Genomic DNA, 18,204 nt, shown 5'->3' with positions numbered 1-18,204 from the left:
ATTTAGTTATTACTACTGTTTGTTTGGAGGTTATTATCGTTATGGCATTAGTACGTTGGCAACCCTTCTCGGAAATGGAAACTCTCCGCCGTCAAATGGATAGAATGTTTGATGAACTAGCAGGAGTTAACTCACAAATTACTCAAGCTTGGACACCAGCGATTGAATTGCAAGATACCAACGATAGCATAATTTTACGAGCTGAAATTCCTGGAATTGAAGGCAAAGACCTAGATGTTCATGTAACTAGAGAAGCAGTTGCTATTGCTGGTGAGACTCGCCAAGAAACCAAAAATCAAGAAGGACGTTTCTTCCGTTCAGAGTTCCGCTACGGAAAGTTCCAACGGATTGTCAATCTACCTGTGCCCATCCAAAACGATCGTGTACAAGCCGAATTTAAGAATGGCATTTTGACATTAACCTTACCTAAGGTAGAAGAAGTCAAAAAGAAAGTAGTCAAAATTAATTTGGCAGATAGTCAAGGTGCGATCGCACCTGCTGATTCAGCAGTAAAAAATGATGTTTGGTCTGATAGTAATTCCTAATTCTAATTAAGAATTAGCTGCATTAATAACCCCGACTTATTCAATAAGCCGGGGTTAATTTGTAGGGGCGGGTTTTCCCCCACCCTTTGCGACAATCCATATGTCACAATCATTAATTGAATCGATATCACAAAATCAATTCAATTAATGATTAAAATCCTAACTTTTCTAACACTGGTTTTGTCGAAACAATGTGACGTTCTAAACCCAATTCTTCTGGTCTAACTCCTAAAGCCAAAGCAATTAACTGGGGTAAATGTAACACCGGTAAACCCAGTTTCTTGTCAATTACCTTTTCTACCTCTGGTTGACGCGAATCTAAATTGAGATGACACAAAGGACAAGGGGTAACTAAACAATCAGCACCAGCAGCGATAGCATCTTGAATATGCGTCCCCGCCATCTTAAAAGATTCGGTAGTCGCGTAACTAGCTAACGGCCAACCACAACATTGAGTCCGACCTCGATAATAAATGGGTTCTGCACCCACTGCCCGAAAAACATTTTCCATTGCTTCTGGGCGATAAGGATCGTCATAGGGCATAGATTTTTGCGCCCGCAAAAGATAACAACCATAAAACGCCGCACATTTTAATCCAGTTAACTTGCGGCTAACTCGTTTAGTAATTTCTTCTAAACCGTAATCAGTTACCAAAGCATAAAGAAGATGTTTAACTTCTGTACTTCCGCGATAAGGTAAACAACCTTCTTTCGCCAACAAACCATTTACTTGCTGAATGTATTCTGGTTTTTTTGTTTGACATTCTTTGAGGCGTTCATCGACATGACCAATCACACCTTGACAAGTGCTGCAATGAGTAAGTAAAGGTAAATTTAACTCTTCTGCTAAAGCAATATTCCGCGCATTTACTGTGTCTTCTAACAGTTGGGAATCTTCCTTAAAAGTGCCAGAACCGCAACAAGCTGCTTTTTTCAGTTCAATTAGTTGAATACCTAGTGCTTGGGTTAAGGCTTGAGTTGATTGGTAAAGTTCCCGACAAGCACCCTGAGCTACACAACCAGGAAAGTAAGCGTATCTTAGTGTTTGAGATAGCATAGAAGTATATTTGGTTGAGGGCAACAGCTCTCAACAATAAATTATTGATCTTCCCTTGCCAGTGTAGCTTGCAAGGCTATGTATCCGAGTTTGGACATTGTAAAAAAAATCAGTAAGAATTGCAAAAAAGACACATGTTGACAGCGTATGCCATCGCATAGCGCCGCCCATAACCTATATAGTCAGAAAATCTCTCGACAGTATACGGGCGATCGCGCTTTCCGATAAGATGTATATGCTCAAAACAATGTCGCCTATAAAGAGCAGATCATAGCAACTGGTTAAGGACTTTATATTTATGAGCCAAGACGAAGTGTTGGAAAAAGTTAAGAAAGTCGTCATCGAACAACTGGGTGTTGACGCTGAGAAGATCACACCACAAGCCACATTTATTGACGATTTGGGAGCTGATTCCCTAGATATTGTGGAACTGGTAATGGCTTTTGAAGAAGAATTTGATATTGAAATTCCTGATGAAGCCGCTGAAAAGATTTTATCGGTTCAAGATGCAGTGAATTATATCAAGGAAAAAGCTGCTGCATCTGCCTGAAAAGCAATTAGGGATCGAGCATTAGGGATTGGGGATCGGGAAAAACTCCATTCCTTAGTTCCTAGCCCCTAACCCCTTTAGGCTGAGCGTAGCCGAAGCCTATTCCCTATTCACTAGTCACCTTTTTTGCTGCTTTTTCGCCACCTTTAACTGAGTCATGACAGATTATAAACGTAAACGCGTTGTGGTAACTGGTGTGGGCGCGATTACACCGATTGGCAATACACCAGAACAGTATTGGGAAGGATTGTTAAGTGGTCGTAATGGCATTGACTACATCACCGCTTTTGATGCATCTAAACACGATTGCCGCATTGCTGGTGAGGTAAAAAACTTTGACCCACACGAATACTTGGAGCGCAAAGACGCCAAGCGCATGGATCGATTCTCCCAGTTTGGGGTTTCGGCTGCAAAACAAGCTGTAGCTGACGCGCGTTTAGATATTCATGAACTGAATGCCGAACAAGTTGGTGTAATTATTGGTTCTGGTATTGGTGGACTGAAGGTTTTAGAAGACCAGCAAACAGTGTACCTAAACCGCGGCCCCGATCGCTGTAGTCCGTTCATGATCCCAATGATGATCGCCAATATGGCAGCCGGATTAACAGCTATTCATACCGGAGCTAAAGGCCCCAATTCCTGCTCTGTAACTGCTTGTGCAGCTGGTTCTAATGCCATAGGAGATGCTTTTCGCCAAATTCAATGGGGGTATGCCAAAGCCATGATTTGTGGCGGGTGCGAAGCGGCAATTACACCCTTGGGTGTAGCAGGATTTGCTGCCGCACGGGCACTTTCCACTCGTAATGAGCCGGCTAATGCTTGCCGTCCCTTTGACCGCGATCGCGATGGGTTTGTCATGGGTGAAGGTGCGGGAATTTTGCTGCTAGAAGAACTAGAACACGCATTGAGTCGTGGCGCTCGCATTTATGCAGAAATGGTCGGTTATGGGATGACCTGTGATGCATATCACATGACCTCCCCAGTCCCTGGTGGATTGGGAGCAGCCAGAGCCATAGAACTAGCGCTGAAAGATGGGGGACTCACCCCAGAAATGGTGAACTATATCAATGCTCATGGCACCAGCACCCCAGCAAATGATTCCACAGAAACGGCGGCGATGAAAAAAGCCTTGGGCGATAGTGCTCATAACATAGCCATCAGCTCTACCAAATCGATGACAGGTCATCTTTTGGGCGGTTCTGGCGGTATTGAAGCCGTAGCTACAGTACTGGCGGTTGCCAACGATCGAGTTCCACCAACCATAAATTTAGAAAATCCCGATCCAGATTGTGACCTGGATTATATTGCGCACAAGAGCCGCACTCAACAAGTTAATGTGGCATTATCTAATTCTTTTGGGTTTGGCGGTCACAATGTCACGCTAGCCTTTAAGAAATACGTTTAAAAATTCCCCAGACATTAGCTAATCGCTGAGACGAAAATTGGTGGTAAACGTATCATCAACATCATTTCCAACTAAAACAAGGGTTCAACACAACCCAATTATTAGCTGGATTTATCACCGTCATCACCAAAAATCCCGCTTGTCCATCAACAATTGGGAGTGGGATGATAAAGATAGGGGGAATGTCAAAAGAACAAGGCAATCAAGTGGGAAGAAAATCCCCATCCCGGTTTGGAAAAATAGCTTGTCCGGAAACCGAACAACGCTTTTTTCGCTTTTTGCCTCCCCGGTAAGTGAGCTACCAAGAGTGCTAACCCGTCGTTAAAAACAAGAGATTATGGCTGTTGCAACCCAATCCCTCGAAGAACTATCTATTAACTCGATTCGCTTTTTGGCTATTGATGCCGTAGAAAAAGCAAAATCGGGACACCCAGGGCTGCCGATGGGCGCTGCTCCAATGGCTTTTGTACTATGGGATCGCTTTATGCGGTTTAACCCCAAGAATCCCAAATGGTTTAACCGCGATCGCTTTATCCTGTCTGCTGGGCACGGCTCCATGTTGCAGTATGCCCTGCTCTACTTATATGGTTTCGACAGTGTAACCATTGAGGACATCAAGCAATTCCGGCAGTGGGAATCCAAAACCCCCGGACACCCCGAAAACTTTATGACTGCTGGTGTAGAAGTTACTACCGGCCCCCTAGGACAAGGCATTGCCAATGGCGTTGGTTTGGCGATCGCTGAAGCACACCTAGCAGCTAAATATAACAAGCCCGATGCCAAAATTGTTGACCATTACACTTACGTGATTTTGGGTGATGGTTGTAACATGGAAGGTGTTTCTGGTGAAGCTGCTTCCTTTGCGGGACACTTGGGATTAGGCAAACTCATCGCTCTGTATGACGACAACCACATCTCTATTGATGGTTCTACAGATGTTGCCTTCACCGAAGATGTTTCTAAGCGATTTGAAGCTTACGGTTGGCACGTTCTCCATGTTAAAGAAGGTAACACTGACTTAGAAGCGATCGCCAAAGCCATCGAAGAGGCCAAATCTGTTACTGACAAGCCTTCGATGATTAAAGTCACCACCACCATCGGTTACGGTTCTCCCAACAAAGCCAACACCGCGGGCGTTCATGGTGCTGCCTTAGGTACAGATGAAGTCTCTTTGACTCGGAAAAATTTGGGCTGGGAATACGAACCTTTTGTAGTTCCCCAAGATGCTCTCAACCACACCCGCAAAGCTGTTGAGCGTGGTGCAGCCTACGAAGCTGAGTGGAATAAAGCCTTTGCTGATTACAAAGCTAAGTATCCCCAAGAAGCAGCTGAATTTGAGCGTTACATCAGCGGTAAACTGCCTGATGGTTGGGATAAGGTACTACCTACCTACACCCCCGAAGACAAAGCATTACCCACCCGCAAACACTCAGAAACCTGCTTAAACAAACTAGCAGCAGTTTTACCAGAGTTAATTGGTGGTTCCGCCGACTTAACCCACTCCAACTTAACCGAACTTAAGGGTAAGGGCGATTTCCAAAAAGGACAATACCAAAATCCCAACATCCACTATGGAGTAAGGGAACATGGTATGGGTGCAATTGTCAATGGTATAGCGTTGCACGGTTCTGGCTTAATTCCCTATGGTGCTACCTTCCTCATCTTTTCAGATTACATGCGGGCACCAATCCGCTTATCCGCTTTGTCCCAAGCCGGTAGTATTTGGGTAATGACTCACGACTCCATCGGCCAAGGTGAAGACGGCCCCACCCACCAACCGATAGAAACACTGGCTTCCCTGCGCGCTATTCCTAACCTCACCGTTATCCGCCCCGCAGACGGAACTGAAACTTCCGGTGCATACAAAGTAGCAATTGAAAGAGCAAAAGCAAATGCTCCGACTTTGTTAGCTTTCACCCGTCAAAATGTCCCCAACTTGGCAGGTTCATCAATTGAAGGTGTCACCAAGGGTGGATACATATTAGTAGATAGCGAAGGGACACCAGATCTGATCATCATTGCTACCGGTTCAGAAGTCAGTCTTGCTGTCACTGCTGCTGAAAAGCTGACTGCTGAAGGTAAGAAAGTCCGTGTTGTCTCCTTACCTGCATGGGATTTGTTTGAAGCACAGGATGCAGCTTACAGAGAATCTGTGCTACCAAAAGCTGTCACCAAGCGCTTGGCTGTAGAAGCTGGTTCTAGCTTCGGCTGGCACAAGTATGTCGGAACCGAAGGCGATGTTATAGCCATTGATCGCTTTGGTGCTTCTGCTCCTGGCGGCGTATGTTTAGAGAAGTTTGGCTTTAGCGTTGAGAATGTATTAGCTAAAGCTAAAGCATTGTTGGGTTAATTAGCAACAGAATATTCTCTTTATTTTCTTTTGGGTGGGCATCTTGCCCGCCTTTTTTTTAGGATTTAGGTTGATAATTATACCAATTTAAATATAGCGTTCTCGTTTGGTTGAAATACACAATAGGACACAGCATTGCTGTGCCCCTATTGAAACTAATTTTGAGATTGCTGTTGCCTTATATTCCTACTAGCCTGTCTAAAACAGCCGTAACCTGAGAATTCTGTAGGGGCGGGAAAAATCCCGCCCTTAAATTTCCATAGCCGCAGGTTTTAACCTATCGGCTATGTATATAAACTAACCAACTACGATATAAGGCGAGTTAATCGCCGCTACACGACCGGCATCTACCAAAGCTTGATAAACTATTGCCGCTACCTCAGCGCGTGTAGCATCGCGGGTAGGGTTGAGTTGTTTGGGATTGGGGTAATTAACGATAATTTGCTTGTCTATGGCTTTGACGACTTCATCCTTGGCGTAGTCGGGAATCTTGGCTTGGTCATCAAATTTGAAAGCAGTGGTAGTATTACCAGATAATCCCAAGCCATTTACCAAAGAAACTATCACTTGTACGCGCTGGATATTTTTGTTGGGTTGGAAGGTACCATCAGGAAAACCTGCGAGAAATAAACCTTGATATGCTTGCTGGATTACTTTAGCCGCCCAAAAATCTGCTGCTACATCCTTGAATTTGGTGGCTGCACGATTTGGGGAAGGGTTAAAAGCTTTTACTAATAAGGCCGCATATTGTGCCCTAGTCATTGTTGCATCAGGTTTAAAAGTTCGATCGGGGAAACCACTAACTATCCCCTGTTTGACTAATTCTCGAATAAACGCCGCCGCCCAATGATTAGCAATGTCTGTCAAGTCAGCGGGTGCTGGTGTTTGTCCACCTGGAGTTGGTGTTTGTCCACCTGGAGTTGGTGTTTGTCCGCCTGGAGTTGGTGTTTGTCCACCTGGAGTTGGTGTTTGTCCACCTGGAGTTGGTGTTTGTCCACCTGGGGTTGGTGTTTGTCCGCCTGGAGTTGGTGTTTGTCCACCTGGGGTTGGTGTTTGTCCGCCTGGAGTTGGTGTTTGTCCACCTGGGGTTGGTGTTTGTCCACCTGGGGTTGGTGTTTGTCCACCTGGAGTTGGTGTTTGTCCGCCTGGGGTTGGTGTTTGTCCGCCTGGGGTTGGCGTTTGTCCGCCTGGGGTTGGTGTTTGTCCGCCTGGGGTTGGTGTTTGTCCGCCTGGGGTTGGTGTTTGTCCGCCTGGGGTTGGTGTTTGTCCGCCTGGGGTTGGTGTTTGTCCGCCTGGGGTTGGTGTTTGTCCGCCTGGGGTTGGTGTTTGTCCGCCTGGGGTTGGTGTTTGTCCGCCTGGGGTTGGTGTAGAAGCAAACTCAATGCTGCCAGATATTTTAGATGGATCGATTTGATTTCCTATAGATACCAGCTTGTTGCTACCAGCATTCTGCAAATCAAACTTACCATTATTGCGTAAAATATTACCCCCAGGATTATTGATACTACCTAAGTCTGGGAAGGCACTAGCAATTACTGTTAGACCATCGTCTGTATTTTTCTCGCTGACATTATTACGCAGAATGGGACGTGCAGTACCGGAAATAACAATCCCAGAACGGTTTTCAGAAATTTTGTTATCTACAATTGTGGGAGATGCTGCATCACTAATGGCGATACCATAACCAGTTTTGGAAAATGTATTACTTTTAACTTCGCCTTTGGAATTTTTAGCTATGGAAACACCATTAGCAGCATTCTCTGAAAAGATGTTGCCGAGGATTACAGGATTTGCATCCCCAGTTGCAAACACTCCTTCGCGTTTGGAATTAATGAAGGTGCTATTGGCAATAGTTGGCGTACTTGATTCCACCCAAACAGCAGAACCACGAGTAGCTGGATTTGTTACAGTAACTCCCCGTAGCTGTGATTCATTCAGCATCACAAAGGTGACATTTTGTCCAGCAAATGTCCGGCTGAGGTAGTTACCGCTACCTTCAATGACAATAGCGCTACCTTTGTTAGCTTCGTTACCTACTACTGTTACACCAGATGGAACGGTTAGGGGAAAAACTTCACCAGTAGTGGTATTGTAATTACCTTCTGCTAGTTGGACTTTGCTACCTGGTGTAGCAGCCTTAAGAGCGCGGGCGATGGTTTTGAAGGGAGCTTGTTGGCTACCAACATTGCTATCATTGCCAGACCCTGGATTTACGTAAAAATCTTGTGCCATATTTATACTGCGAAAAAAGACATAGATATACTAACGCTAACTATTTAATTAGGTAGCATTTGCTAAGAATTAAATTGCAACATTGACTTCCAGAGTCTGATGATAGATTCCGCAAAATTGAGAAAATTTTTTGCTGGGCTGTTAAAGATACAAGATTTTGGTGAAACTAGGCGTAATCTAACCTACACTTGGCGAATGATAGGTCTAACCCCTCAGTTGGACAATTTGGTGATGATTTGTATAAAAGAATTAATATTAAAATTTTTCTCAGTTAGGTATGATTAATTTTTGCTGAAACTCTGATTTATTTGTGGTGGGCAGTGCCCACCCTACGGTTATGAAAAATACAGAAAGATATTAGTCAAAAGGGGTAATTTAGTTATCCTTGAAAATATTTTTTACGCACCTTACGGTATATATTCTTTGCCATTAATTTGGCAAGACGTATGTTTGTCAAATCGGGGATATTTTGTGGATGCTGAATTCTACTATCGAAAAATTCGTTTAATTCTGTCAGAATACTTCGGAACCGTTTAATAATATTGTCGTAACGGTACTCGGCAAAAAAATCTTCAGATAAAGTGACATTGACTGGGGATTCCAAAACTTTTAAAATTCTTTGGATATCAAATTCTTGGGAATATCCAGCAATTTTATGGCAATTAAAACCCGGATCTAAGTAATCAGATAAACCGCCATTAACACTAGAGAAGACTTGACAGCCACAGGCAAGGGCTTCCATTGGTTGGAGTCCAAATCCCTCACTTACAAGCTCTTGTGCCCAATATTCAGCAGAGTCATAAAGATAAATCTTGGCGCGATTGAATAGTCCAGGTAAATCTTCCACAAAGGAATTAACAACGAATACTTTACATTTTTTTTCTAATGCGGGAACTAATGATTTCATTAAGTATTCTGAAGATTTTCTGGTCTGAACTAAAACATCAATATCTCGTTCTAGATGTAAATTTTTAAATTCGTTACTAATTTGATTAGGTAAATAATAAATCAAAGCATTGGGAGATTTTTGCCCCCAATATCCCATTGTATTGCGGCTGACAGTAATGATGGGAATACTAGCTGGTAAGCGAAATTTGTAACCGGCGCTGTGAGCATGATAGATAACATTATGGTTCTTAATCTTAGCTGCTAGTTTCGGGATGTCAAATCCCCAATTAATCACAAAAATTACATCATCTAATTTTTTTGCTTGCAGCACATCGTCAAGAAACAGTTTACCTGTTTCTCGTTGCCGATAAGTAACAACCTCAGCGGTACAAATTTGTTGAGCTAAATTAAGTGTTTTTAACTCTGCCCACAGACCACCACAGGCAAATTTACCCTGTGTTCCCGGAAGTAAAAAATACAGCTTTCTCATGACTTAACTCTCTGAAAAGGCGCGATCGCGCGATCGCATAACGGTAAGTCACTATATTAATAGAAATACCGCTGGGCAGAGCAGAACAGATACTAGGCAAATATTCCCTAGCAGCCAGCAGCTGAGATCCTATTCTTGCCAATTCACCTTCACAAAATGCGCCTCCCGTCCCCAAACGTCTCTTGTCCGGATAATTTGTTCAATTTTCAAGTTAAAGGGGATGGCGGTTGTGATGTAGCGCTGGGCCATAAAACCTAAATCTGGTGACAGTTCTGCTGCTGTTGTCGCGGCTAATCCTAAACCTATCAGTTGTTCAATTGGTCGAAATGGTAACAACAAATGCACGCCCATAGCTAGTCCAGCTGTTAACAGCATCGCTACAGATAAATTAGTACCGCAGCGGGGATGGATAGCTAAATCCCATTCGCCACTCGTTAGGCGATGTAAAGCAAGAGTGACTGCTCGGCGTAAATCACTGATATTCACTTCACCATAAAGGTAAAATCCCTGTTCTGTAGACAAGCCGCTTAATAATTCGTTATCAACTTGAATATTCTTGGCGTCTCTGGTTTGAGTAAAGGTACTGTTTGATTCTCCCAGGAGCCAAACAGTAGCATGTTCTAGGGCATGAACTTGTCGCAGGAGCAAAATTTCTTTCAATCCGGGAATAAATGATAGCTGTCTGAGTAGATCAGCATCTTGTGTGGATTGGGAAAAATTCCCCGCAGCAGTTGGATCTGCTACGTTGGTAAAATTTTCTGAGATAGGAACCGTCAAATCAAAGTTGAAAAAATCAAAGGGAGAGGAGCCACTTTGAAAAGAAGCAGAAGTATTCATAGGAACACTGCTCCCCAAACTGATGGAGCAACATAGATTTCTTTCAAATGTAGCGCTTGCGGCAATATATTATTGCTAATTTTTATTGATATTTGAGTAAATACCCTATGCATTTCCGGGAGATTTCCTATCGGTAAAGTCGAGAAAACGTTTTACCGATAGTGAAAACAGTCCCTTGGACGAGCATGAGCCGCCCATATTGCTAATTTTTGCCTGAAAGTGCCAATTTTAGATTTTAGATAGCCAATTTTAGATTTTTTGGTTCATAAACAGCCTGGAGCAGAACAAATCCAAAATTTAATATCCTTGAGCCAAGTAACCTACTGCTTGGCTCAATCCAAAATCCAAAATCCAAAATTGGTTGACTTCGACGCTTAAAAAGTTGGTGGTAGAAGTTCACACTGATGAAATAAAGGCGTGAAGAGCAGAACACTTAGTTAAGCGTCAAATTTGCCTAGGCTGTAAACCAAAAGAACTTGAATGTGATAACGCAATCAATGATGTCCTAATTCAACACCATTGATCGCGTCCTGACTAGCAACTTGTCTAATCATTATGGTTAGGCAGAGAACAGCAATTGACATCATTCAAACAGACTTTGCCCCACTGTAAAGCCCAGCGCACAAGCGCTACTCGGTTTTCCGTCTGAGTTTTAGTGAGAATATTGCTGATATGGTTATCAACTGTGCGTTTGCTAATTTCCAGTTTTCCTGCAATCTCTTGGTTAGTTAAGCCAGCGGCCACTAAGTCGATAATTTGCAGTTCTCTGTCTGACAGACTAACAGGGGTCTGAGACTCGCCAGCAGCCATGACTTATTCTATCCTCCCTTGGTATATGTACTTAATCGCTCTCTCTAATTCTAGAAGATTCTTCTGTTGGCAGGCATTTTCCGTGCTATCAGCATTACAATTGCCATTATTTTCTGTTTATTTTTGCTTCATAGTGCTGAAATTAACAAAATGCCAGTAATAAATACTACCATTTTATAATTCAAATCAGCCTTTTTACCGATGCAATAAAAAGTGGGGCGCAACTATATACACCTGAATATTAGTAGCAAAAATTGCTATTTCATTCTATGAAGGACTGGCGACAGATAGCCAAGATTATTGTAGATTTTATACTGGAAAATCTTCCTCCCAAATCGAAACTCTAAAATGAAATGAGCAATTCCCGCGTTTTATGTCTCGGTGAAATTTTGTTTGATTGTTTAGCCGATCAATTGGGGCTAAAGCTAGAAGAAGTTCAGTCTTGGACTCCTTACCCAGGAGGAGCGCCAGCTAACGTGGCTTGTGCTTTAGTAAAACTGGGGACACCAGCGGGTTTTATCGGAGCTGTTGGTGAAGATGAACCAGGGAATAAATTGGTAAACCTTTTACAAGAAATAGGTGTAGATACAATTGGGGTGCAACGCCATCATACAGCCCCAACAAGACTAGTTTATGTGACTAGGGATCTGGCAGGCGATCGCACTTTTGCCGGATTTGGCAAGTATGATACCACTGAATTTGCCGATACGCATCTTAAAGCCGAAAAATTGCCTGATTCTTTATTTCAAGAGGCAGATTTTTTGGTTTTGGGTACTTTGGAATTAGCTTATCCAGATAGCGAACAAGCAATTCACCGCGCCCTGGAATTAGCAGAATATTACGATCTCAAGATTTTACTTGATGTGAATTGGCGTCCTGTCTTTTGGCACGATCATCAGATTGCTCGGCAAAAAATTGAGAAAATATTGAAGAAAGTTGATTTTGTTAAACTTTCTAAAGAAGAAGCTGAATGGCTATTTGATACTAGCGACCCTGGAGCAATTACTTATAGAGCCGCTTCCCTGGAAGGAGTGCTAGTCACAGATGGCGAAAACGGTTGTGCCTATTGCTTAATTGAGAATGAAGGTAAACTACCCTCATTTTCTATACCTGTAGTGGATACAACTGGTGCGGGAGATAGCTTTTTAGCAGGGTTTATTCACCAGCTACTTCAGCATGGCATTAAAAACTTAGAAAATGCAGAAACAGCCAAAAGTATAGTGACTTATGCCAGTGCTGTAGGTGCTTTAACGACTATTAAACCAGGAGCGATCGCTTCGCAACCAACTGCGGCTGAAGTTGATGCTTTTCTCGCTTCCCATCAACTGTAAGGTAGAGAAATTCCGGCGATCGCACTTACTGCTGATGCGGGACGGCTGGTTTCCAACAACATAAGCTATTCTGCTTTTAAGTTGCACAATCCATTATCAGGGCTGTTGATTGCTGAGTGTCAACGGTCAACAGTCAACATTTAACAGCCCTTATTAGTAGTTATGTAATTTAGATGTGCATTAGCTTATTTCTAAACCTGTGGAACCAGATAAACTCATATCAACCATTGTTAATTTAGTGATAGGCTAAATTATTTTCGGTAGGTGACAGTATTGCCTGCATAAAGGAGGCTCATCTGAACAGCGATCGCCCAGAAATATTCAATCCACAGAAACCATTTTCTGAACTGTCTCCACAGCCATCCCCAGCGAGCGATCGATCTGTAGAAGAACGCTCCAAAGCGATGTTAGAAAACATGGCAGAAGCGTTAATAGAAATAAACACTTCATGGCGTGCGATTTCTGTTAATAATAAAGTAGAAGCCCTCTTGGGAATCAAACCAGAGAATCTGCTCAATAAAACATTATGGGATGTATTGTCCTTAGAGGCGACGAGCAATCTCTATGAATATTCTCAGCAAGCAATTAGTAAACAATTACCCATTGAGTTGGAAGAGTTTTATCCAGCTTTTAAGCGCTGGTTAAAGGTGCGCCTGGTGCCAATTTCCACTGGCTTATTAGTCTATTTCTTAGATATTAAAGATAAAAAAGATTTAGAAACCAAACTACGCAAAGAACAAGATTTTCTCAACGTTTTGCTAGATAACGTCCAAGCGGGAATCGTAGCTTGTGATGCTAACGGACAATTAAAGTTATTTAACCAAACAGCGCGAGCTTTTCATGGATTGCCTGCACAACCGCTGCTACCAGAGCAATGGGCAGAATATTACAATCTGTACTTGCCCGATGGGAAAACACCCATGAAGACAAGCGATATTCCCCTATTTCGTGCATTACAAGGGGAGCAGGTTGATAACGTGGAGATGATGATTATTCCTAAGCAAGGAATACCAAAGATTCTCTTGGCACATGGACAAGCGATCGCCAATTTACAGGGTGAAAAACAAGGTGCGGTGGTGGTGATGCACGATATCACCGATCGCCAACAGATAGAAAATGCCCTACGCGAAAGTGAAGCGCGACTATCAAGTATTTTTCAGACAATTCCTGATGGTATTGTCATTCTCAATTCTGTCGGCAAAATTATTGGTGCGAATCGAGCAGCCGAGCAAATTTTAAAATTAACCAATAGCGGGATTACTGAACGAGTATACAACGATCCATCTTGGTCAATTACCACGATTACTGGGCAACCTTTTCCCGAAGCTGAACTGCCTTTTGTGCGGGTAATGCTTACTGGCAAAGCAGTTTATGGAATTGAACACGCGATCGCCCACGCTGATGGTACAACCTCGATTCTGTCGATTAATGCTTCACCTTTATTTAATGCCGCAGGGGAAATTATTAGCGTCATTACTGCTATTAGTGATATTACTGAGCGCAAGCAGGTAGAAGCCGCACTGCAAGAATCCCAACAACGATATCGTTCCGTCATTGAAGCTGCTGCTGAAGGCATCGTCTTACAGTACGCTGATGGTGAAATTTTTACCTGCAATCCCAGTGCGGAGAAAATTTTAGGTTTAACAGCCGATCAAATGATGGGGCGTACATCTCTCGATCCCCGTTGGCGTGCTGTGTATGAAAATGGTTCTCCATTCCCTGGGGAACTACACCCAGCAATGGTGACGCTGCGCACGGGAGAAGCCCAAACGAATATCATCATGGGCATTCACAAACCTGACGCCAGCTTAACCTGGATTTCGATTAACACGCGCCCCCTATTTCATGTAAATAGCCATCAGCCTTATGCAGTGGTAGCGTCATTTTTTGATATCACTGAGCAGCAAGCCGCATTACGCGATCGCCAACAAGCTGAGGAAAAACGAGTGCAACTAGTACGGGAACAAGTAGCCCGTGCAGCCGCCGAAGCCGCACAACAACAGTCAGCTTTCTTAGCAGAAGTGAGTGCAGTTCTAGCATCTTCATTAGATTACCAACAAACGCTTCAGAGCGTTGCCGATTTAGCCGTGCCCTACTTTGCAGATTGGTGTAGCGTCGATTTACTCAATGATGATGGCATGATTAGCCGTGTTGCTGTTGCCCATAGCGATCCGCAAAAGGTGAAGTTAGGCTGGGAAGTAGCTCAAAGCTATCCGCGCAACTTAGCTGATAGCTATGGTATCTCTCAGGTGATGCAAACCGGGCAGAGTCAAATTGCTAGCCAGATTACCGATGAGCAGTTAAGTGCAGCCATTCCCGATCCTGAATATTTAGAAATTTTACGGGAATTGGGGTTAAAATCAGCTATTATTTCGCCTTTACAAGCACGGGGGCGAGTTTTTGGCAGCATTTCCTTCATCTTTACCGAGTCTAATCGTCATTACTCCCACAAGGATTTAACTCTAGCTGAAGATTTAGCACGGCGAGCGGCGATCGCGATTGATAATGCTCGTCTTTATCAGCAAGCCCAACAAGCAAGACAAGCAGCTGAAATCGCCTGCGATCGCACCGCCCGCTTACAAACTGTCACAGCCGCCCTATCTGAATCTCTCACTCCTGTGCAAGTAGTAGAGGTCATAGTGGCACAAAGTATGGCTGTATTAGAAGCGGCTTCTGCAATGGTGGTGTTAGTCAGCGAAGATGGAACAGAGCTAGAAATTATCAAAGCTATCGGTTATGAAAGTCAGTTATTAGAATCTTGGCGACGATTTTCCATTAATAGTGCTGTTCCCTTAGCAGAAGCGGTGAGAACTGGGGAGCCAGTATGGATGGAAACCGTGGCGCAAAGAGTTATCCGCTATCCTCATTTAGCTGAAGATTACAGCAAATATGATACCAGCGCCTGGATGTCCCTACCTCTAGTGGCTGAAGGTAGATCGGTGGGGGGAATGTCCCTAACTTTCACCGAGTATCAGCAACTAACACCAGAAGATCGCCAATTTATTTTGGCAATTAGCCGTCAATGTGCTCAAGCAATTTCCCGCGCCCAGTTGTATGAAGCAGAACGCAAAGCTAGAGCCGAGGCGGAACAGGCGAACCGGGTAAAGGATGAGTTTCTCGCGGTACTTTCTCACGAATTGCGATCGCCCCTCAATCCCATTCTGGGTTGGACAAAGTTACTGCAAACACAAAAATTATCGCCCACAAAAACCCAGCAAGCATTAGAGACAATCGAGCGCAACGCCAAACTCCAAGCCCAACTCATTGAAGATTTGCTGGATATTTCTCGGATGTTGCGAGGTAAACTTAGCCTGAATACAGCTCCTGTGAATCTGATAGAAGTAATTACAGGAGCCATAGAGACAGTAGAGTTAGCTGCTAATAGTAAATCTATTCACATTCAAACAGTTCTGCAACCTGGTAAGCAAACTGTATTCGGAGATGCCAATCGCCTGCAACAAGTTGTCTGGAATTTGCTTTCTAATGCCATTAAATTTACACCAGAGGGCGGACGAGTAACAGTAAATTTACAAGAAATTGGCAGCCGAGTGCAAATTCAAGTGATTGATAATGGTAAAGGTATTAAAGCAGACTTTTTACCTCATGTGTTTGAGTATTTTCGCCAAGCCGATAGCAGCACAACCCGGAAATTTGGTGGATTGGGTTTAGGACTAGCGATCGCCCGTCAGATTGTCGAGCTACACGGGGGTACAGTAGCAGCCCAGAGTCTAGGGGAAGATTTAGGTGCGACATTTACAGTTCTGTTACCAGCCACAAGCATCAACTCCGAATTCTCTTCAGACGCTCAACCTGCGAACCTATCTGTAAACCTAACAGGTCTGCGCATTTTGGTCGTAGATGATGAAGCTGATATGGGTTATTTAGCAGAATTTATTCTCACCCAGCATGGTGCAAATGTGACTTTAGCTACTTCCGCAGCTGAAGCATTAACAATTTTAACGCAATCCCTGCCTGATCTGCTGCTGTGTGATATTGGTATGCCAGAAATGGATGGGTATATGCTGATGCGACAGTTACGAGAACTTTCACCAGCACAAGGAGGGATAATACCTGCCATTGCGCTGACTGCTTACGCTAGCGAATACGATCGCAATCAGGCTTTGGCTGCTGGTTTTCAACTCCATCTATCTAAGCCAGTGGAGCCAGAAGTGCTGATAGACGCGGTTGTTGGGGTAATCCAGACTAGTTTAAATCATGGCGGCAATGGTGAATAGATTTAACGTGCAAGCTGCGGTACAGACTGTATGTGAGGTTGCCGAACAGCAGTTCATTAAATTTGATACAGCAATTATTCTTGCAGATCGGAGCAATTTACTGGTGCATCTAAGCCCCAGTCCCGTGGTAGCGAGGGTAGCGACAACCACAGGCACAGTCCGTCAGGGTGATACCTGGCTAAAAAGAGAAATTGCGATCGCCAGCCACCTCGCAATAGCCTGCGCACCTGTTATACCTTCTAGCACAGTAATAACACTGAGGTTGTATCACCATAACGGTTTAGTATTGACCTTTTGGGAATTTGTCCAAGAATTAGCTGATCCAGCCGAGCCAACCGCTGTAGGACGGGCTTTGCGTGATTGTCACTCAGCATTAATCGATTTTGATGACGATCTGCCTATTTTTGATGCTTTGTCAGAATCAGAGCAGATTTTCGCTCAATTATCTAGCCAGGGAGTATTCAGCCCCGCAGATGCAGAGATGCTACAACAAGCGAACGCAAGCATCAAAACTCAGTTCCAGCAATTGCAGTTACCCATGCAACCCATTCACGGCGACTCTAACTTCTCGAATGTATTAAATACAACTCAAGGTGTGCTCTGGGCTGACTGGGAAGATACATTTATTGCACCGATTTTTTGGGATCTTGCCTGTCTGATTGCGCCATCACGGGTTTTTGGCGAACATGTAGAGCAAGCTGATGCTGCACTCAAAAGCTATGGCATAAATATTGATACTCAAGTATTAGATATCTTTATTGAGGCACGCGCATTTCAAACCATCCTCTGGAACTATGTTATGGGACAACAACACCCCGAAAGCTGGAAACGGTTTGAAGGACGTTTGCAATGGTTTCGTCAACGCCAAGGTTAAGTAAACGACAATATATGAACATCAAAACTTTGAACGAGAAAATCTTAGGAGTAATCCAAGTTTCGCAAAAAAATGAAAGTTTCTTCTCTAGTCAGCGCCTCTATCCCTGATTTTTAGGACTAAAGTCCTCTCTTCTCTATGGGACGCTCTTGCTAGCTTGCTTCCCCGGAGGGGTATAATAAAAACTTAAAGTTATATGCCATTTGCATAAGTCCTGAATATCAAGAAATATAAAGAATTAAAATTTTAGTAGTATTTGTAGTACTCTATAAATACCTAATAATACGTTAAAGTTGTATTACGTTTCTCCGTTATTGCTGCAAATGCTTCTAGATATTAATTAACTTTTTTAGCCACAAACAGAAGCCACAATCATTTAACAGTCAAGCTTACAAAGATATGTACTTGTGGTAATAAATATCTGCGGAGTACCTCAAAACTCATCATAGATTTAAGTGCTATCTTTAGATAAGAGAGAATTCAAAGAGAAATATTTTCGGCTATGTGAATAAGCCCGTAGCACCTTCCCGGATCTAAATCTCTACAAATATATTGGGTTCGGGATATTTTGATGTCAGTTTATCTCAGTAATTTGCTATC

At 43.4% G+C, this 18,204-nt stretch carries 13 protein-coding genes; 7 read left to right on the top strand and 6 right to left on the bottom strand.

Going from position 1 to position 18,204, the window contains the following annotated elements:
• Positions 1 to 41 precede the first annotated feature (41 nt).
• On the top strand, positions 42 to 545 hold the full coding sequence (locus H6G41_RS10715) for an Hsp20/alpha crystallin family protein (protein ID WP_190746180.1): 504 nt from the start codon (positions 42 to 44) through the stop codon (positions 543 to 545).
• 151 nt (positions 546 to 696) lie between these two features.
• Here H6G41_RS10715 and H6G41_RS10710 read toward each other — a convergent pair whose 3' ends face one another.
• Positions 697 to 1,602, bottom strand: a complete 906-nt coding sequence (locus H6G41_RS10710) for a CoB--CoM heterodisulfide reductase iron-sulfur subunit B family protein (protein WP_190746179.1) — start codon at positions 1,600 to 1,602, stop codon at positions 697 to 699.
• Positions 1,603 to 1,900: 298 nt separating this feature from the next.
• Here H6G41_RS10710 and H6G41_RS10705 point away from each other — a divergent pair, with 298 nt between their 5' ends.
• The 3 genes from H6G41_RS10705 (at position 1,901) to tkt (ending at position 5,907) form a co-directional block, all read left to right on the top strand.
• Positions 1,901 to 2,152, top strand: a complete 252-nt coding sequence (locus H6G41_RS10705) for an acyl carrier protein (protein WP_190746178.1) — start codon at positions 1,901 to 1,903, stop codon at positions 2,150 to 2,152.
• Between the two features lie 157 nt (positions 2,153 to 2,309).
• Entirely contained in the window at positions 2,310 to 3,557 is a 1,248-nt protein-coding gene (fabF, locus tag H6G41_RS10700; RefSeq protein ID WP_190746177.1) for a beta-ketoacyl-ACP synthase II, read from the top strand.
• A 337-nt stretch (positions 3,558 to 3,894) separates the two neighbouring features.
• Complete coding sequence (gene tkt, locus H6G41_RS10695; protein ID WP_190746176.1) at positions 3,895 to 5,907, top strand: transketolase; 2,013 nt, start codon at positions 3,895 to 3,897, stop codon at positions 5,905 to 5,907.
• Positions 5,908 to 6,204: 297 nt separating this feature from the next.
• On the opposite strand, the gene H6G41_RS10690 is transcribed toward tkt, so the two are convergent.
• The 4 genes from H6G41_RS10690 to H6G41_RS10675 all read right to left on the bottom strand — a co-directional run bounded on the left by H6G41_RS10690 (position 6,205) and on the right by H6G41_RS10675 (position 11,164).
• Positions 6,205 to 8,139 (bottom strand): DUF1565 domain-containing protein, encoded by a 1,935-nt coding sequence (locus tag H6G41_RS10690; protein ID WP_190746175.1) that lies wholly within the window; start codon positions 8,137 to 8,139, stop codon positions 6,205 to 6,207.
• Positions 8,140 to 8,518: 379 nt separating this feature from the next.
• Positions 8,519 to 9,517: a glycosyltransferase gene (locus tag H6G41_RS10685; RefSeq protein ID WP_190746174.1), complete on the bottom strand. Its 999-nt coding sequence runs from the start codon at positions 9,515 to 9,517 to the stop codon at positions 8,519 to 8,521.
• A gap of 129 nt (positions 9,518 to 9,646) precedes the next feature.
• The gene (locus H6G41_RS10680) at positions 9,647 to 10,354 is read right to left on the bottom strand and encodes a DUF6391 domain-containing protein (protein WP_190746173.1); all 708 of its coding nucleotides are present in this window, start codon (positions 10,352 to 10,354) and stop codon (positions 9,647 to 9,649) included.
• A gap of 546 nt (positions 10,355 to 10,900) precedes the next feature.
• Positions 10,901 to 11,164 (bottom strand): helix-turn-helix transcriptional regulator, encoded by a 264-nt coding sequence (locus H6G41_RS10675; protein WP_096603268.1) that lies wholly within the window; start codon positions 11,162 to 11,164, stop codon positions 10,901 to 10,903.
• A gap of 353 nt (positions 11,165 to 11,517) precedes the next feature.
• Here H6G41_RS10675 and H6G41_RS10670 point away from each other — a divergent pair, with 353 nt between their 5' ends.
• Positions 11,518 to 12,495 carry a carbohydrate kinase gene (locus H6G41_RS10670; protein ID WP_190746172.1) on the top strand — a complete coding sequence of 326 codons (978 nt, stop codon included), beginning with the start codon at positions 11,518 to 11,520 and terminating at the stop codon, positions 12,493 to 12,495.
• A gap of 292 nt (positions 12,496 to 12,787) precedes the next feature.
• On the opposite strand, the gene H6G41_RS35725 is transcribed toward H6G41_RS10670, so the two are convergent.
• Positions 12,788 to 12,913 (bottom strand): hypothetical protein, encoded by a 126-nt coding sequence (locus tag H6G41_RS35725; RefSeq protein WP_277878090.1) that lies wholly within the window; start codon positions 12,911 to 12,913, stop codon positions 12,788 to 12,790.
• Between H6G41_RS35725 and H6G41_RS10665 the strand changes: the two genes are divergently transcribed.
• Together H6G41_RS10665 and H6G41_RS10660 are read left to right on the top strand one after the other, a co-directional pair.
• Positions 12,912 to 16,730, top strand: coding sequence for a PAS domain S-box protein (locus tag H6G41_RS10665; protein ID WP_199316125.1), 3,819 nt, complete (start codon positions 12,912 to 12,914; stop codon positions 16,728 to 16,730). The two genes, H6G41_RS35725 and H6G41_RS10665, sit on opposite strands and share 2 nt — an antisense overlap.
• On the top strand, positions 16,711 to 17,604 hold the full coding sequence (locus H6G41_RS10660; protein WP_190746170.1) for an aminoglycoside phosphotransferase family protein: 894 nt from the start codon (positions 16,711 to 16,713) through the stop codon (positions 17,602 to 17,604). The genes H6G41_RS10665 and H6G41_RS10660 overlap by 20 nt, the downstream gene beginning before the upstream one ends.
• Positions 17,605 to 18,204: the final 600 nt, after the last annotated feature.

The sequence above is a fragment of the Tolypothrix sp. FACHB-123 genome, from assembly GCF_014697075.1.
Lineage (GTDB): Bacteria > Cyanobacteriota > Cyanobacteriia > Cyanobacteriales > Nostocaceae > Aulosira.
The sequence above is the reverse complement of the archived record's forward strand: the minus strand, read 5'-3'. Positions and strand labels throughout refer to the sequence as shown.

Coding starts and splice junctions, on each gene's coding strand:
- H6G41_RS10715 (WP_190746180.1), top strand. CDS start 42: ATGGCATTAGTACGTTGGCAACCCTTCTCGGAAATGGAAACTCTCCGC.
- H6G41_RS10710 (WP_190746179.1), bottom strand. CDS start 1,602: ATGCTATCTCAAACACTAAGATACGCTTACTTTCCTGGTTGTGTAGCT.
- H6G41_RS10705 (WP_190746178.1), top strand. CDS start 1,901: ATGAGCCAAGACGAAGTGTTGGAAAAAGTTAAGAAAGTCGTCATCGAA.
- fabF (WP_190746177.1), top strand. CDS start 2,310: ATGACAGATTATAAACGTAAACGCGTTGTGGTAACTGGTGTGGGCGCG.
- tkt (WP_190746176.1), top strand. CDS start 3,895: ATGGCTGTTGCAACCCAATCCCTCGAAGAACTATCTATTAACTCGATT.
- H6G41_RS10690 (WP_190746175.1), bottom strand. CDS start 8,139: ATGGCACAAGATTTTTACGTAAATCCAGGGTCTGGCAATGATAGCAAT.
- H6G41_RS10685 (WP_190746174.1), bottom strand. CDS start 9,517: ATGAGAAAGCTGTATTTTTTACTTCCGGGAACACAGGGTAAATTTGCC.
- H6G41_RS10680 (WP_190746173.1), bottom strand. CDS start 10,354: ATGAATACTTCTGCTTCTTTTCAAAGTGGCTCCTCTCCCTTTGATTTT.
- H6G41_RS10675 (WP_096603268.1), bottom strand. CDS start 11,164: ATGGCTGCTGGCGAGTCTCAGACCCCTGTTAGTCTGTCAGACAGAGAA.
- H6G41_RS10670 (WP_190746172.1), top strand. CDS start 11,518: ATGAGCAATTCCCGCGTTTTATGTCTCGGTGAAATTTTGTTTGATTGT.
- H6G41_RS10665 (WP_199316125.1), top strand. CDS start 12,912: ATGGCAGAAGCGTTAATAGAAATAAACACTTCATGGCGTGCGATTTCT.
- H6G41_RS35725 (WP_277878090.1), bottom strand. CDS start 12,913: ATGTTTTCTAACATCGCTTTGGAGCGTTCTTCTACAGATCGATCGCTC.
- H6G41_RS10660 (WP_190746170.1), top strand. CDS start 16,711: ATGGCGGCAATGGTGAATAGATTTAACGTGCAAGCTGCGGTACAGACT.